Consider the following 15,602-nt stretch of genomic DNA (forward strand, 5'->3'; position numbering starts at 1 on the left):
ACTATTTATAGCCTTTTATTTAGCACTATTTTTAAGTGAGGTCTGAAGATATACACTCCAAACTTAAAATAGTGCCATTTATTTAAATTATCTCATCATATTACTTTTTAAGATTATTATCTAAGTACTGGTAGTAGTAGCATAAAAGTCTACCATTATAAAGTTTTCTGTTTTTAGTAGCTTTTCTACCAAATTCTTTTTGGAAGTCTGGGCAAGCTGTTAGAATATTGAAATCCCAAGTATCTAACTTTTCTTTAACTTCTCCAAAGTGTTTGTTAAGCTTAGAAACTACATCTTTCTCCCCTATTCTCTCACCATATGGAGGGTTTGCAATCATATATCCATATTTCTTTTTAGTTGAGAAATCAAAGAAGTTTCTTTTTTCTAAAGTTATACAGTCAGTTAATCCTGCTTTTCTTACGTTATTTTTAGCTGTACTTAATACCCAGCTATCTATATCGTAACCAGTTATATCTAGAGGAATTTTCTTAATTGATTTTTCTGCTCCCTCTCTAACTTGATCCCATATCTCTTTATCTATTGAAGGCCATGTTTCAGAAACGAATTTTCTATGTAATCCTGGAGCTATATTTCTAGCTATCATAGCACCCTCTATTAATATAGTTGCAGAACCACAACATGGATCTATAAGAGTTTGCTCCCCTCTCCACTTAGATAATAAAACCATTGCTGCTGCTAATGTTTCCTTAAGTGGCGCTTGACCTGAGTTCTCTCTGTACCCTCTTTTATGAAGACCTTCTCCTGATGTGTCTATTGTTAAAGTAACAACATCTTTTAATATTCCAACCTCAATCTTATAAACTGGACCATCTTCTGTGAACCATTCTTGTCCGTAGCTTCTGCTCATGCTCTTAACTACAGCTTTTTTAACTATTGATTGGCAGTCCGGTACACTATAAAGTGTTGACTTAACAGATTTTCCTGTAACATGCATTTTACCATCTATAGGTATATATTGACTCCAGTCAATTTCAACAGTTTTATTAAATAACTCCTCAAAACTTTCAGCTTTGAATTCAGCTACCTTTATTAAAACTCTATCAGCAGTTCTAAGCCAAAGGTTTGAGATAGCTATATCCATCTCATCTCCTTCAAAGTGAACTCTTCCATTTTCAGTTTTTAAATCTTCATATCCTAATGCTTTTAATTCCTTTGCAACAACAGCTTCTAAGCCAAATGTTGCAGTGGCTATTAAATTGTAATCCATAAAACTTTACTCCTTAGTTTTCATTTTCGTATATTTCAACTGAATCATTTCCATCTATCTCTTGAATTTGAACTTTTATTATCTCATCCTTTGATGTAGGAATATTTTTACCAACGTAATCAGCCCTTATTGGTAACTCTTTATGTCCTCTATCAACTAAAACAGCTAATTGAATGAACTCTGGTCTTCCTTGATCCATTATAGCATCAATAGCTGCTCTAACTGTTCTACAAGTATATAAAACGTCATCAACTATAATAACTTTTTTACCCTTAATATCAAGGGCTATCTTAGGATCATTTATATTAGGTTTTTCACTAATCTTTGTTAAATCATCCCTATATAATGTTATGTCAACACTAGCAACAGGCACTTTAACTCCTTCAAACTTCTCTATAAGCTGTGATATTCTCTCAGCTAATGGATATCCTCTTCTTTTAACCCCAACAAGAACAATATTATCTACACCTTTGTTCTTTTCTATTATCTCATGTGAAACTCTTGTAAGTGCTCTTCTTATAGCATTTTCATCTAATAAACTTGCCTTAAGATGCATAAAACTAACAACCTCCTAATTTTTCTAATATTTTCTCAAAAGATTCTGGTAAGTCTGATGTAAACTCAACATATTTCCCAGTAGTAGGATGAATAAATCCTAATGTTTTAGCATGAAGAACTTGCCCTTCCTGACTTAACTTCTTCTGCTTCTTTAATCCATATACAGTATCGCCAAGTAATGGGTGACCTATGAAAGCCATATGAACTCTTATTTGATGTGTTCTTCCAGTCTCTAAAGTACATTTAACTAATGAACATGAATTAAACACCTTAAGAACCTCATAATGAGTTACTGCTCTCTTACCATCTTGTACCACGGCATACTTTAATCTATCTCTATGATGTCTTCCTAAAGGTGCATCAATTGTGCCACCTTCTTTTTTAAATCTTCCCTCAACAACAGCATAGTATTCTCTTTTGATGCTATGGTCTTTAAATTGCTCTGCTAACTTTTGGTGAGCATTATCATTTTTCGCAACAACTAATATTCCCGAAGTATCTTTATCTATTCTGTGTACTATTCCAGGTCTTATAACTCCATTAATACCTGATAAATCATCACAATGATGTAATAAGGCATTAACTAGAGTACCATTATAGTTTCCTGGTGCAGGGTGTACAACCATACCTTTTGGTTTGTTAACTACTATTACGTCCTCATCTTCATAAACTATATCTAATGGAATATCTTCAGCCTCAACCTTTAATTCTTCTGGTTCTGGTATCTCTACTTCTACAACATCACCAACTGAAAGCTTGTATTTTCCTTTTTGCGCTTTTCCATTTATTAAAATTTTTCCATCATCAAAAAGTCCTTGAATAAAGTTTCTTGAAACTCCATCAATTTTAAGAGCTAAAAATTTATCTGCTCTTATGCCTTTTTCTTCTTCTGTTATTTTTATCACTTCTTTATTTAAACTCATAGTTTATTTGCTCCATTCTAAAGTAAATATTTAAAGCTATATCTTAAATATTATATAATTACATATTAAATTTCAACAACTAATTATAACAAAAAGAAAAATCTCACCTTAATTAAAGTGAGATTTTCTAATAGATTACTCTTCTGCAAAGAAACTTTTGATTTCATTTACGTCATCAAAGTTAGTTTCTTCTTCATAGATATCTTTAAGCTCAGTTTTCTCTTCTTCAAAGTCAACCTTAATTCCTTTTTGAGGCTGCTCTTCTACTTCCTCTTCTGGCTTAGTTATATTAAAATTCTTAACGAAATCTTTCTCTAAATCATCAAAAGTATCTATTTGGAAGTTCATAAAACTTCTAAATTTAGCTCTAAACTTAGTAAACTCTTGCTTAACTCTATCATACTCATCATTGATTTGTATAACATCGTTATGAGCTTTATCTAGTATTCTTTGAGCCGTATCATTTGCACTCTTTATTATTACATCAGCTTCCTTTTGAGCATTAGCTTTAGCTTGCTCAGCAGTATTTTGAGCTAAAAGCAATGTATTTTGGATTGTATTCTCAATCTTAGTATAGTGCTCTATTTTGTCTGTAGAATTTTCAAGCTTCTCTTTTAATGAAGTGTTTTCTTTAAAAAGAATCTCATATTCTTCGACTATTTGGTCTAAGAATTCATCTACTTCCTCCGGACAATAACCTCTTAAAACCCTTTTGAACTCCTTATTGTTAATATCCATTGGGGTCAACTTCATATAATCACACTCCTATGTATACTTAAATACTGTCAGTTTTAATCTTCCACTCTTAGTGGTTCCGAAAATATTACTTATTTTGAATTTTCCTAAGCCTCTTATTGTAAGCCTAGAGTTTTCAGAAACCTCTTTACTCTTATCCTTAGTTATCCTATAGTCTAAAAGTACGCTTCCAGAAGTTATGTTATCTAAAGCCTTACTTCTTGATATATTTCCTAAAGCTGCTACTATACAATCTAATCTCTTAGAAGTTACAATAACGCTTCTTTCTTCATAGCTTGGTTTAGGTGTTTCATCTAAATCATAAATTATTTCACACTTACAATTTAAGTTTTTTACCTTACTTAAATTAGCAATCAAATAATCAATTATACTATGATGAACCGCAACGTAACAGCCATTTTCTTTTAAAATTAAATCGCCTATTTTATTTCTATTTATGCCTAAAGCCATAATAGATCCTAAATAGTCCTTATGTTCTAATTTAGAAAATTTAGTATTGCATTGAATTTTCAAAAGACTTATTGGGAATTGATCATATTCTTCTTTATTAAAAGCTATGACTCTCCTATCCCCATCTTCAAAAACACCATAACTCTCTACAGTTATATCAAAAAATTTAATTTCCTGCAGAGTACTCCATACATCTGGAGTATAAAATTCATCAGTAAATACAGTAATATTTCTTGTTCTTGCTAAATTAAACTTCTCATAAAGTTTTACAGCTTCATATTCTTCTAAATTTAATAAATTTAAAAAATCTTTTTTATTCATTATTTTGAAGCCCAGTTGAACATTCCTTTATTAGTTAATTCACTTTTTAATTCATTTGTTACTTCAACATTTGAAGGTGATACTATAAATACACCTTTTTCAACTTCTTGAAGCTCTCCACATAATGCATAGCAAGCTCCTCCAACGAAGTCTATTAATCTTTGAGCTGTTCTAAGCTCTAGTGAAGTTGTGTTTATAACAACGATTTTTCTGTTTTTTAATGCAGTACAAATTTCAGTTGCATCATCATAAACTAATGGTTTAGTTATCATTAATTTAGCTGTATTAGCTGTATGTATATTTACAACTTTACTTCCTTTTTTAGAAGATGATAATACAGGAGCGAAAGCTTCGTCCTCTTCCATTACCTCTTCATCAACTACTTCATCCATAACTTCATCATCTTCAAATTCATCAAAACCTAAAAAACTCTTCATTTTGCTAACAACTTTAGACATAATTACATCCTCCTAATCACTATTTATATATTCTTGCACCAAATATTCCTTGGCCAACTCTAACCATATTACTTCCTTCTTCAATGGCAATTTCAAAGTCATTTGACATTCCCATTGAAAGAATATCCATTTTTATATTTTTTAATTTTCTTTCTTTAAGCTCACAAAATAATTTATGTGCTTTTTTAAAATAGGCTCTATTCTCATCTTCTGTTCCCTTTGGAATTATAGTCATAATACCTAAAACATTGACGCTATTGCAATCTTCAACAGCCTCTATAAGTTCATCTAATTCCTCTTCCAAGATACCATATTTTTGTTCTTCTCTTCCTATGTTAACTTGAATTAAAGTATTAGCAATTTTATTATGTTTACCATATACTTTTTCTATTTCTTTTAATAATTTAACACTGTCTAATGATTGTATAAGATGGACTTTATCAACTATATATTTTACTTTATTAGTCTGAAGATGCCCTATCAAATGCCATTCTACATCTTGATGAAATTCGTCAAATTTTCTTATTATTTCTTGAACCTTATTTTCACCAAACTTTCTTATGCCAAAATCATAAGCTTCTTCCATCTCTTCAATAGTTTTTGTTTTAGATACAGCAATAAGTTGAACATTATCTGGTATTTTTTGTGTTACTTTTACTAAGTTTTCTTTAATTTCCACTTTTACTGTCTCCTTTAATTATATATTACATTATATTATTCTCTATAGGAATAGAAAATCCTCTTTTTTGTACAATTTTTTTACAAAAAAACTTTATTATTTTTCATTTGGAACCATATACTTTGGATCCATATCACTTATATATGCTGGCATAACAATATCATTACTCTTAGTTATTTGAACCTTTATTCCTCTACTCATAAGTTTTTTCATATAACTACCATCTCTCATTATTTGGTTTTCCATTTTTTCTGGATCTCCAATAACATTGATATAGAATGGAGCTGGTATTTTAACACCATTCATCCTTAAGAATTGCCCTCCACAATAAATTTCTGTAGTGTAAATAATTCTTTGATTATTTATAGATATTGCTTCTGCGCCAGCTGCTTTCAGCTCACTTATAACTTGAATCATGTCATCATCATGAATTGTTCTAAGAAGTCTCATGAAGTCATCTACAACCTCACCATCAAAGGCTTCTCCACCATCTTCTAATACAATTTTAAGTCCTGGTCCTCTAACCTCTGTTAGCCCTGAAAGCATTAAATTTTTATTCAATTCCTCAATCATATCATTTGAGATTTTATTACTAGTTTCATCATTTCTTGAATAATTATTTATCTTCTTTTGTAAGTCTCGATTATTTTCCTTTAATTTTGATATTTCATTATAAAGATCATTTCTCTTATTATATGCTTCTTGATATTCCCTAGCACTTAATACCTTAGTTGTTTCTGTACCATCAAAACTAATGTTCATTGATATCAAAAGCCCAACTATAATAGAAGCTATAAATATAAAAATAGTAAACTCCCTATTTTTCAAAGCCCCACCTCTTTATCGTTCTTTGCTTTTTTCTAATAAAATCCTTCTTATTTCAGCAAAGTTATTAAATATTCTGCTACCAAAAACAATAACAGCAGCAAAGTATAGTGGTATTCCTAATTTATCTCCAAGATAAGCTAATAAAGCAGCTAATGCAGCATTTCCAAAGAATCCAGATATGAATACATCAGCTTGAAATTGTTTCTTTAAGCTTGCTTTTACTGCACCAAAAACTGAATCTAAACAAGCAACTATAGCTATAGATAAATATGGTGAAAATTTATCTGGTATGCTTCCTGGAAATATTACTCCAAGAATTATACCTACTAGCAATCCAATAAATACTATCATCTAATACCCCTCCTATTCAACCTTATTCAAGTATTCTGAGGATAGTTTTTGAGTAGTCTTAGGTATTACGATATTATCTTTCTTTTCATATTTATAATCATAACTTCCACCTAATGCTCCATAATCCATCTCTCCTGGGAAGTCTATTCCCTTTATAAGATTATCTTGATTCCCAATAACCTTTATAGTTAAGCTATCTCTTGTAGAAATTCTCTCATTATTTCCTATCCATATAAAGTTACTAGCATTCTTAATTCCTGTTTGTGGAGTTATCCTAATATCATTTACTGATATTGCTTCTGCTCCTGAAAATGATAGTAAATTTAATATGTGAATTATCTCACGTTCACTTATATATTGAGGATCTTTTGAAGTAAGTAGTGGTGACTTAGGTGTTATTGTTAACACTATTCCAGGCCCTTTAACTTCTTCATCACCTAATATCATTCTTGTCTTATCTAATTGTTCTTTTATCTGATTGTTTACATCACCTTTAGATGCTGCGGCATCCTCCATTTCCTTAAGTCTTTTACTTAAAGAGTCGTTATTTTTCTGAAGTTCTTCTTTTTCTTTTTTAAGACCATCTATCTCAGCCACAATATCATTTTGATTGTAATTTTCTATTATGCTCTTTTCCTTGTTATTTATAACCTTAAATTGATAAGTTAACAAAAAACCTAACATAGCACAAACTATTCCAATGATAATTTGTGAAGACAACTTTTTCAAAAAGCACTCCTCCTTACCTATTTATCATTACTTTCATTGTATATTACAGGATTACCATTAAAGCTTATATCTATATAACCTTTTTCAAAGTTACAAGCAGGATCCTTTAATATGTTAACCATTTTAACTAACTTTCCTTCTAATCCTTCTTCATCACCTAAAAGTATTTTAACTTCACCTTTATTAATAACTATATTATTAAGATCAGTTACATCTACAGAATCAACCTTTATTTTATTTTCATTTAAAGCCTCACCTATTTCTTTTAAAACAGTAAGTCTTTCTGAATCTTTACTTATAGGTTCCCCTAGGAATCTATTTTCTATTTTTAATCCAGTTAACAACGGTAATTGTAATCCATCCATAGATTTTTTCTTTTCCATTATTACTAAATTTTCATTTAGAACATAAAAGTCAGTACCATCATTAACAACAAAAGTTGCATTTCTCTCTTGAACATTTACAACTAATTCATTTGGAAGTTTTCTTGATATTTTCACATCTTTTATATAAGGATTACTTAATATTTTATCCTTTAATGCTGCTGTATTAACTAAGAAAATATTCTGATTAAGAACAGCATTTTCCTCAATTACTTTTTCTTTTGTTATAACACTATTATTGTTTACAACAACCTTCTTTATGTTAAAATAAGGTGTTTTTATCAGAATTAAACCTAATACTACAACAAGTATTATACTAAGCAATATAATCTTTTTTCTTGTCTTTTTTCTTTTCTTTTTTAATATATAATCATTTATATTCGTATCCATAATTCTCCTCAACACTTTATTTTTACATTTCAATATCAATAATATCATTTTACTAAAGTTTTTTCATTAATTTTTTAAGAAAATCTTACTAAACCAAAAAATTAGTTAAATAACACTATATATTAAGTAATACTATTTTTATATAAAAAAATAAAGGCGTATAAAACGCCTTTAATCAACTTTTTTATTGCTTTGTCTTGATATATTTAAAAGTATTCCCATAGCCATAAGGTTAAATACCAATGCGGTTCCTCCATAACTTATAAATGGTAATGGAACTCCTGTAACAGGCATTGAACCAGTTACAACGGCTATGTTTATTATAGCTTGAATACCAATGATTGAAGTTATACCTACAGCAAGTAAAGTACCATACTCATCTTTAGCAGTCATAGCTATTTTTATTCCTCTATAAACAAATATAACAAATAATATAATTATTACTGAACATCCTATTAACCCTAATTCCTCTCCTATTATGGCAAATATAAAGTCATTATGAGGTTCAGGCATATATAACGTCTTTTGTCTTGATTGACCTATACCAAGCCCAGTAACTCCCCCTGCACCTAATGCATAGAAAGACTGTATAAGCTGATAACCATCACCAGCTGGATCTTTCCAAGGATTTATAAAGTTTAAAAGTCTTCTTCTTCTATAATCTTCGAAGAAAGTAAAGAATGCCCCTGCTGCTATAATTGCCGGTGTAATTACTCCAAACATAAATCTTTTTCTTGCTCCTGCAACAAAGACCATTATGAAAGTAACAAAACCAGTTACAGCTGCTATACTAAGGTTTTTCTGAGCAAGTATAAGCCCTGCAAAGAATCCACCAACTAAAAAGCAAGGAACTATTCCTGTCCAAAATGCTTTTATTTTTTCACCTTTGTTTGTAATCATATATGCAAGTATTATAACCACTGCATACTTTGCAAGCTCTGATGGCTGGAATGATAAAGGTCCAAGTCTTATCCATCTTTGAGCTCCCTTTATTGCTGGGAATGCATAAACTAATACTAATAATATTGGCGTTATTATTATTAAGGGCAATGTCAATTTCTTCAAATAGTGATAATCAATTCTTGATATAACTCCCATAGCAACAAGTCCTAAAACCGCAAATATAAACTGCTGAATAAAAAACTTAGCACTATTACTATAGTTAACCATAGAAAAATATGAACTTGCACTATAAACCATAACTACTCCAATAGCAAGCAAAATTACTATGGTATATAAAAGTCCAAGATCAACTTGACCCAATCTTGACTTCGTAGTCTTTTTCTTCTTCTTCATTTAAAAACCTCCTATTAGGAATTTTCTAAAGTGAAGCAAAAGCAATGAAGCAGAATACTACTGTTATTATAGAGAATACAGAAACTATTTTTGTTTCACTCCATCCTAATTGTTCAAAATGGTGATGTATAGGCGCCATTTTGAAAATTCTCTTACCTGTAAGCTTGAATGAAGCAACCTGTAATATAACAGATACTGTTTCTATTACATAGATTATTCCTATAAATACTAGTATTAAAGGCATTTTTAATATTAAAGCTACCATTGCTACAGCTCCTCCTAAAGCAAGAGAACCTGTATCTCCCATGAATACTCTAGCTGGAAATGCATTAAATCTTAAGAAAGCAAGTAATGCACCTGCTAAAGCCACACAGAATATTGCTAAACTTACGTGTCCTAAATTATAACTAAGTATTGCTAAAAATGTCATTACTAATACTGTAACTGATGTTGCTAATCCATCTAATCCATCTGTTAAGTTTACCGCGTTTGTTACCCCTGCAAAATAGAATAATGCTGCTGGTATATAGAATATACCTAAGTTAAATTGGAAATCTGCAAATGGTATATTTATGCTAGTTCCTATATATTTATAAGCATACCAAGTTAAGAAGCTTGATACGATTAATAATAAAATCATCTTTTGTCCTGATGTTAAACCTTCATTTTTCTTCTTTATTATCTTTAATAAATCATCTAAGAATCCTACAAAACCAAATCCTATGAAAGCATATAAAGCTACCATAGCTTCATCTGTTGGATTACCAACCATAATAAACATTGTAATTATAGTTGCAAAAATAAATATTAATCCACCTATAGTTGGTGTTCCTGCTTTCTTTAAGTGACTCTTTGGTCCCTCTTCTCTAATGTTTTGTCCAAATTTAAGCTTATGTAGCATCGGTATTATAATAGGTCCAAGTATTGACGCTATTACAAAACTTACCACTATAGCCATTACTATCTTAGTGTCTATCATCGACTTTAAAATTTCCATAAAACTCTACTACTTAAAAATTTAAGTAGCTTCACCTCCTTAGTTCCATTTACTTCTCTAATAATGCTTTAGTTATTTCTTCGAATTTTAAGCTTCTTGATGCTTTAACTAATATGATATCCCCTTCTTCTATCATATTAAGCAATTCAGTTATTAACTTATCTTTATCTGAATATACTGTACATCCGTCTCCATATCCTTTTTTAATATTCTCAGAGAAATCTCCGAAACAAAGAACTTTGTCTATGCCGTTTTCCTTTGCATACTTACCTATTTCTTCATGAGCTTCTTCTGATTTATGTCCAAGTTCTCTCATTGTTCCTAAAACTGCTATTCTTCTCTTACCATCTATGTTTTTCATAACATCTATAGCAGACATAACAGCCACTGGACTTGAATTATAACAATCATTTAATATTGAAAACTCTTCTTTTTTGATAAGCTCTAATCTCATTGATGTTGCATCAATATTATTTAATCCTCTTTTCATTTCATCAAAAGAAACACCTAATTCTCTTGCTATAGCAACCCCTAACATAAGGTTACTTATATTATGTTTCCCTGGCATCTCTAAAGAAAATTCTACTTCTTCATTTCCATCATAAATTTTAAAACTAGATGAAAGTTCATCTAAGCTAATATCTTTAGCTCCTATTTCAAACCCTTCTCCAACGCCAGTTTTTACCATTTTATATTCAGCCTCTGGTAATGCTCCTAAGAAATCATCATTACCACAAACCACAAGAGTATTATTCTTATCAAAGAATGTTGCTATCTCCATTTTTGCCTTTAAGATATTTTCTCTACTTTTTAATATTTCAATATGAGAAATACCGATGTTAGTTATAATACCTAAATCAGGTGATGCAATTTCTGCAAGTTCCTTTATTTGACCTAATCCTCTCATTCCCATTTCTAGTATAGCAACATCATATGTACTATCTAGCTCTAATATCATAAGAGGTAATCCAATTTCATTATTAAAGTTTCCTTTTGTTTTAAAAACTTTATATTTGTCACTTAAAACAGCAGCAACTAAATCTTTAGTGGATGTCTTACCTGCTGATCCTGTTATTCCCACAACTTTTAAGCCTAGCTTCTCTCTGTAGAATTTGGCTAAATCCATTAATGCTCTTCCTGTGTTTTCTACCTTAATTAGAGAAACATCCTCTTTTAGTTCACTTAAATTACATTTAACCTCATCAATTATAGCAATTTTAGCTCCTTTATTGAAAGCATCTAAAACATAGTTATTACCATTAAAGTTTTCACCTTTTAAAGCTATAAATAGAGTTCCTTCCTCTATTTTTCTAGTATCTGTTGATACAGCTTTTACTTCGCTAACCTCAGATTCTTTTAATAAAGTTCCTTTAGTAGCCTTTACAATCTCTTGTAAACTTAATTCTAGCATCTTCTAACACCTCTACTTGCCTTCTAAAATATCGTATACTACTTCTCTTTCATCAAAGTGTATAGTTTCATCTTTTAGTATTTGATACGTCTCATGTCCCTTACCTGCTATAACAATAACATCTCCTTCAACAGCCATTTCCATAGCCTTTCTTATAGCCTCTTTTCTATTAACCTCAACTTGGAAGTTATGATAATTAAGTGGCTTTATTATGTCATCTATTATAGCCATAGGTTCCTCACTTCTTGGATTATCAGAAGTTATTATAGCTATATCTGATAATCTACAGCCTATCTCACCCATTTCTGGACGCTTAACCTTATCTCTATCTCCACCACAACCAAATACAGATATCATTCTGTTTTTAGTGAAGGCTTTTACTGTGCTTAATATATTTTCTAATCCATCTGGTGTATGTGCATAATCTATTATTATGCTATAAGGTAAATTCTTTTCCTTCGCAACAAGCTCACATCTACCTGGAATTACAATATCACTTAATCCTTCCTTAATCTTTTCTACTGGAATTCCTAAGTTATATGCACATATTATACATCCTAATGAATTATAAATATTGTATTCTCCAGGAATATTTATAGAAAATTCTTCTATGCCATTTAAATTCACCTTAAATTCTGAACCATTTGAGTGACTTTTAATCTCAAAAGCTTTAAAATCTGATTCTTTTTCTACTGAGAATGTGAAAGTTTTTGTATTAACATTTCTTTTTTCTATATCAGCTACTATATTTTCACCATATTCATCATCTAAATTTATAATACTATGATTACTTCTTTCAAAAAGTTTGAATTTAGCATTATAATAATTCTCAAAAGTCTTATGGAAGTCTAAATGATCTCTTGTTAAGTTTGTAAATATTCCTTCTTCAAACTTAACTCCATAAACTCTATCTAAATCTAATGAATGTGATGAAACTTCCATTACACAATATTCAACTTCAGCATCAATCATATTTTTAAATAACTCATGAAGCTCATATGATTCTGGTGTAGTTCTTACTGCATCTACTTTTTTATTTCCAATATAGTTTGCTATTGTTCCTATTAATCCAGTTTTATGACCAGCCTTTTCTAATATTGACTTAATCATAAATGCAGAAGTAGTTTTTCCATTAGTTCCTGTTATTCCTATTATTTTCATCTTATTTTTTGGATTTCCAAAATAGTTTGAAGACATTATAGCTAAAGCTTTTCTTGTATCTTCAACTTTTATTATTGTTATGTCTTCTAAAATTTCTACATCATCTTGAACAATTATTACCTTAGCACCCTTTTCAATAGCATCTCCGATAAAGGAATGTCCATCTACTTTAAATCCTTTTACACAAACAAAGATATCCCCTTGTTCTATTTTTCTATTATCATACCTGATATTCTTTATTTCTGACTCTTCATTACCCTTTATAAGTTCATAATTTAAGCCCTCTAATAAACTTTTAAGAATCATTTTTTTCACTCCTTAAATACTATGCACTAAATAAGCGTTAAATTCACAAAATACTAGCATGTGAATTTACTCACATGCTAGTGATTAAAGTATTAATTATTTCTTACCTAAATAAAAATCCACTTTTGTTCCACTCTTAACAACATCACCTTGAGCAATACTTTGTTTAGTTACATATCCTTCACCATCAAAGTTTCCTTGTAATCCAATCTTATTAAGAATCTCTTTTGTTTTTTCCATTGATAGTCCATTAAAATCTGGTACTACAACATCTTTATTATAGTTTGAAGTAGTTTTAGTGTAAAGTTTAATTTCACTACCTTCTTTTATTGAATATCCTGGATTTGGTGCCATACTAGTTATTTTAGTACCATCACCTTCTATAGAATATTTTATATTATTCTGATCTAGAACCTCTTTTGCTTTTTCAAGCTTCATTCCTCTAACTTCTGGAATAATAACCTGAGCACCTTTATCCTTATCGATATTTGAACTATCTAATTCCATATAATTAAATATGTCGCTGAATAAGTCATGTGCTAATGGTGCTGCTACTAAACCTCCAAAATATTCTCCTTTAGGATTATCAACTACTATAAGCACTGAAATTTGTGGATTATCGTATGGTGCAAACCCTGCAAATGATGCTATATATCCAGCACCATATCCACCAGTAGCTTTAACCTTCTCAGCAGTACCAGTTTTACCCGCTATTCCATATCCATCAATATAAGCTCTCTTAGGTGAACCATAATGAACCGTTCTCTCTAAGGCTACTGATACTCTTCTTGCTGTTTTTTGGCTAATTACATCATTTATCTTCTTAGGCTCAAAAGTTTCATCTATAACTCTTGTTCCATCTTTATCTACATGGCTAACATCCTTCATAACATGAGGTTGAATCCATGTTCCTCCATTAGCTATTGTATTCATAGCAGCCATCATTTGAAGTGAACTTGCACTATCTGTTTGACCAAATGAAATTGTAGCAAGTTCAACTGGTCCTATTCTATCGTTAGGCAAAATTATACCTTGTGTTTCTCCAGGTAAGTCTACTCCTGTTTTCTCACCAAATCCAAATTTATTTATATATTCATTAAGCTTTTCTTTTCCTAACTTTTCTCCTAAGTCCATGAATCCAACGTTACAAGAGTTCTCCAATATTTGGTCAAATGTTTCTACTCCATGTCCTTCTGGTTTCCAACATTTTATGTATGTATCTGCAACCTGTTTTCCTCCTGGACAATAATATGTTTCATTTCCACCTGCTATTCCTTCTTGTACAGCTGCTGAAGCTGTAACCATCTTAAATATAGAACCTGGCTCAAAAGTATCTGCAACCACGTGATTTTTCCACATATTTTCTAACTTTTCTGATTTACTATCTCCTGAAAACTTCTCATAACCATCATAAGGTTCATTAGGATTATAGTCTGGTTTATTAGCCATTGCTAAAATCTCTCCTGTTTGAGGATTCATAACAGTTATCATAACTCCGTCAGCCTTATATTCTTGTACACCTTTTTCAGCAACTTTTTCTGCGAAGTACTGAATAGTTTCATCTATTGTCAAAGTAACATCCTTACCATCTACAGGATCAGCAAACTCAGAGTTTGAATAAGGAATACCATAACTATTTCTAGCAACCTCTGATATTCTCATCCCAGGCAACCCTGAAAGTTCTTTATTATATTCAAGTTCAATACCACTTTGTCCAGCACCATCTTCATTAACTCTTCCTAGAACCTGAGCTAGAAAATTATTATCCGGGTAATATCTTTTTGTATCTTGAGATACTATTACCCCTTTTATTTTTAAAGCTTTAACCTTATCGGCCTTATCTTTCTCTATTTTCCTTGCTAATGTAGCAGATGTAGCTGGCATACCTGATGGTAACTTTAAGTTTAATCTGTCATAAACATCTTCCTTTGGCAATTCTAAAGCATTTGCTAACTTTTCTGATGCTTCATTTAATTTAGCCTTTTTCTCATCATCAGAATCATCATCCTTAAATAAACTCTCTCTTAATGTTCTAAGGTCTAGATCTACTCTATAAACATTAGCACTTACTGCTAACTGCTCGCCATTTCTTGCTAATATATCTCCTCTTTTAGCATCAATCCTAATCTCATTTTTCCACTGTTCTTCAGCCATAGCTCCATATTCTTTATGCTTAAAGATCATTATATATGATAATCTTAAAGTTAATGCTGCTAACAGTGCCCATATAACCAACATAACTCCATAAGTTCTTCCCATTTTAACCGACTTAGTCAATTTGTATTCTTTAAAATTAAATCCTTTGTTCTTCTTACCTTTTTTCTTCACCATCAGACCTCCATATTAAGTTCAATAAAAATTATGGATGTACCCTTAA

General features: G+C 30.6%; 16 protein-coding genes. All 16 read right to left on the bottom strand.

Features of this window, described 5'->3' with window-relative positions:
• Positions 1-100 precede the first annotated feature (100 nt).
• The 16 genes from ACQZHJ_RS12960 to ACQZHJ_RS13035 all read right to left on the bottom strand — a co-directional run bounded on the left by ACQZHJ_RS12960 (position 101) and on the right by ACQZHJ_RS13035 (position 15,556).
• Positions 101-1,228 (bottom strand): THUMP domain-containing class I SAM-dependent RNA methyltransferase, encoded by a 1,128-nt coding sequence (locus tag ACQZHJ_RS12960; RefSeq protein ID WP_430485971.1) that lies wholly within the window; start codon positions 1,226-1,228, stop codon positions 101-103.
• A gap of 13 nt (positions 1,229-1,241) precedes the next feature.
• Positions 1,242-1,784, bottom strand: coding sequence for a bifunctional pyr operon transcriptional regulator/uracil phosphoribosyltransferase PyrR (gene pyrR, locus ACQZHJ_RS12965; RefSeq protein WP_430485972.1), 543 nt, complete (start codon positions 1,782-1,784; stop codon positions 1,242-1,244).
• Positions 1,785-1,788: 4 nt separating this feature from the next.
• Positions 1,789-2,709 (bottom strand): RluA family pseudouridine synthase, encoded by a 921-nt coding sequence (locus ACQZHJ_RS12970; RefSeq protein WP_430485973.1) that lies wholly within the window; start codon positions 2,707-2,709, stop codon positions 1,789-1,791.
• Positions 2,710-2,844: 135 nt separating this feature from the next.
• Positions 2,845-3,462 carry a DivIVA domain-containing protein gene (locus tag ACQZHJ_RS12975; RefSeq protein WP_430485974.1) on the bottom strand — a complete coding sequence of 206 codons (618 nt, stop codon included), beginning with the start codon at positions 3,460-3,462 and terminating at the stop codon, positions 2,845-2,847.
• Between the two features lie 12 nt (positions 3,463-3,474).
• Positions 3,475-4,236, bottom strand: coding sequence for an RNA-binding protein (locus ACQZHJ_RS12980; protein WP_430485975.1), 762 nt, complete (start codon positions 4,234-4,236; stop codon positions 3,475-3,477).
• The gene (locus ACQZHJ_RS12985; protein ID WP_430485976.1) at positions 4,236-4,694 is read right to left on the bottom strand and encodes a cell division protein SepF; all 459 of its coding nucleotides are present in this window, start codon (positions 4,692-4,694) and stop codon (positions 4,236-4,238) included. Before ACQZHJ_RS12985 ends, ACQZHJ_RS12980 begins: the two co-directional genes overlap by 1 nt.
• A gap of 19 nt (positions 4,695-4,713) precedes the next feature.
• On the bottom strand, positions 4,714-5,373 hold the full coding sequence (locus tag ACQZHJ_RS12990) for a YggS family pyridoxal phosphate-dependent enzyme (RefSeq protein WP_430485977.1): 660 nt from the start codon (positions 5,371-5,373) through the stop codon (positions 4,714-4,716).
• A gap of 96 nt (positions 5,374-5,469) precedes the next feature.
• On the bottom strand, positions 5,470-6,201 hold the full coding sequence (locus tag ACQZHJ_RS12995; protein WP_430485978.1) for a DUF881 domain-containing protein: 732 nt from the start codon (positions 6,199-6,201) through the stop codon (positions 5,470-5,472).
• Positions 6,202-6,213: 12 nt separating this feature from the next.
• Positions 6,214-6,552 (bottom strand): small basic family protein, encoded by a 339-nt coding sequence (locus ACQZHJ_RS13000; protein WP_430485979.1) that lies wholly within the window; start codon positions 6,550-6,552, stop codon positions 6,214-6,216.
• Between the two features lie 12 nt (positions 6,553-6,564).
• Complete coding sequence (locus tag ACQZHJ_RS13005) at positions 6,565-7,281, bottom strand: DUF881 domain-containing protein (RefSeq protein ID WP_430485980.1); 717 nt, start codon at positions 7,279-7,281, stop codon at positions 6,565-6,567.
• A 17-nt stretch (positions 7,282-7,298) separates the two neighbouring features.
• Positions 7,299-8,054 carry a cell division protein FtsQ/DivIB gene (locus tag ACQZHJ_RS13010; RefSeq protein WP_430485981.1) on the bottom strand — a complete coding sequence of 252 codons (756 nt, stop codon included), beginning with the start codon at positions 8,052-8,054 and terminating at the stop codon, positions 7,299-7,301.
• 171 nt (positions 8,055-8,225) lie between these two features.
• The gene (gene ftsW / locus ACQZHJ_RS13015) at positions 8,226-9,350 is read right to left on the bottom strand and encodes a putative lipid II flippase FtsW (protein WP_430485982.1); all 1,125 of its coding nucleotides are present in this window, start codon (positions 9,348-9,350) and stop codon (positions 8,226-8,228) included.
• Between the two features lie 25 nt (positions 9,351-9,375).
• A complete protein-coding gene (mraY, locus tag ACQZHJ_RS13020; RefSeq protein ID WP_430485983.1) occupies positions 9,376-10,347 on the bottom strand; it encodes a phospho-N-acetylmuramoyl-pentapeptide-transferase in 972 nt (323 codons plus the stop codon).
• A gap of 49 nt (positions 10,348-10,396) precedes the next feature.
• The gene (locus ACQZHJ_RS13025; RefSeq protein ID WP_430485984.1) at positions 10,397-11,758 is read right to left on the bottom strand and encodes a UDP-N-acetylmuramoyl-tripeptide--D-alanyl-D-alanine ligase; all 1,362 of its coding nucleotides are present in this window, start codon (positions 11,756-11,758) and stop codon (positions 10,397-10,399) included.
• A 12-nt stretch (positions 11,759-11,770) separates the two neighbouring features.
• Positions 11,771-13,225 carry a UDP-N-acetylmuramoyl-L-alanyl-D-glutamate--2,6-diaminopimelate ligase gene (locus ACQZHJ_RS13030; protein ID WP_430485985.1) on the bottom strand — a complete coding sequence of 485 codons (1,455 nt, stop codon included), beginning with the start codon at positions 13,223-13,225 and terminating at the stop codon, positions 11,771-11,773.
• A gap of 96 nt (positions 13,226-13,321) precedes the next feature.
• Complete coding sequence (locus ACQZHJ_RS13035; protein ID WP_430485986.1) at positions 13,322-15,556, bottom strand: stage V sporulation protein D; 2,235 nt, start codon at positions 15,554-15,556, stop codon at positions 13,322-13,324.
• Between the last annotated feature and the right edge of the window lie 46 nt (positions 15,557-15,602).

This window comes from Clostridium sp. B9, assembly GCF_050509515.1.
GTDB lineage: Bacteria > Bacillota > Clostridia > Clostridiales > Clostridiaceae > Sarcina.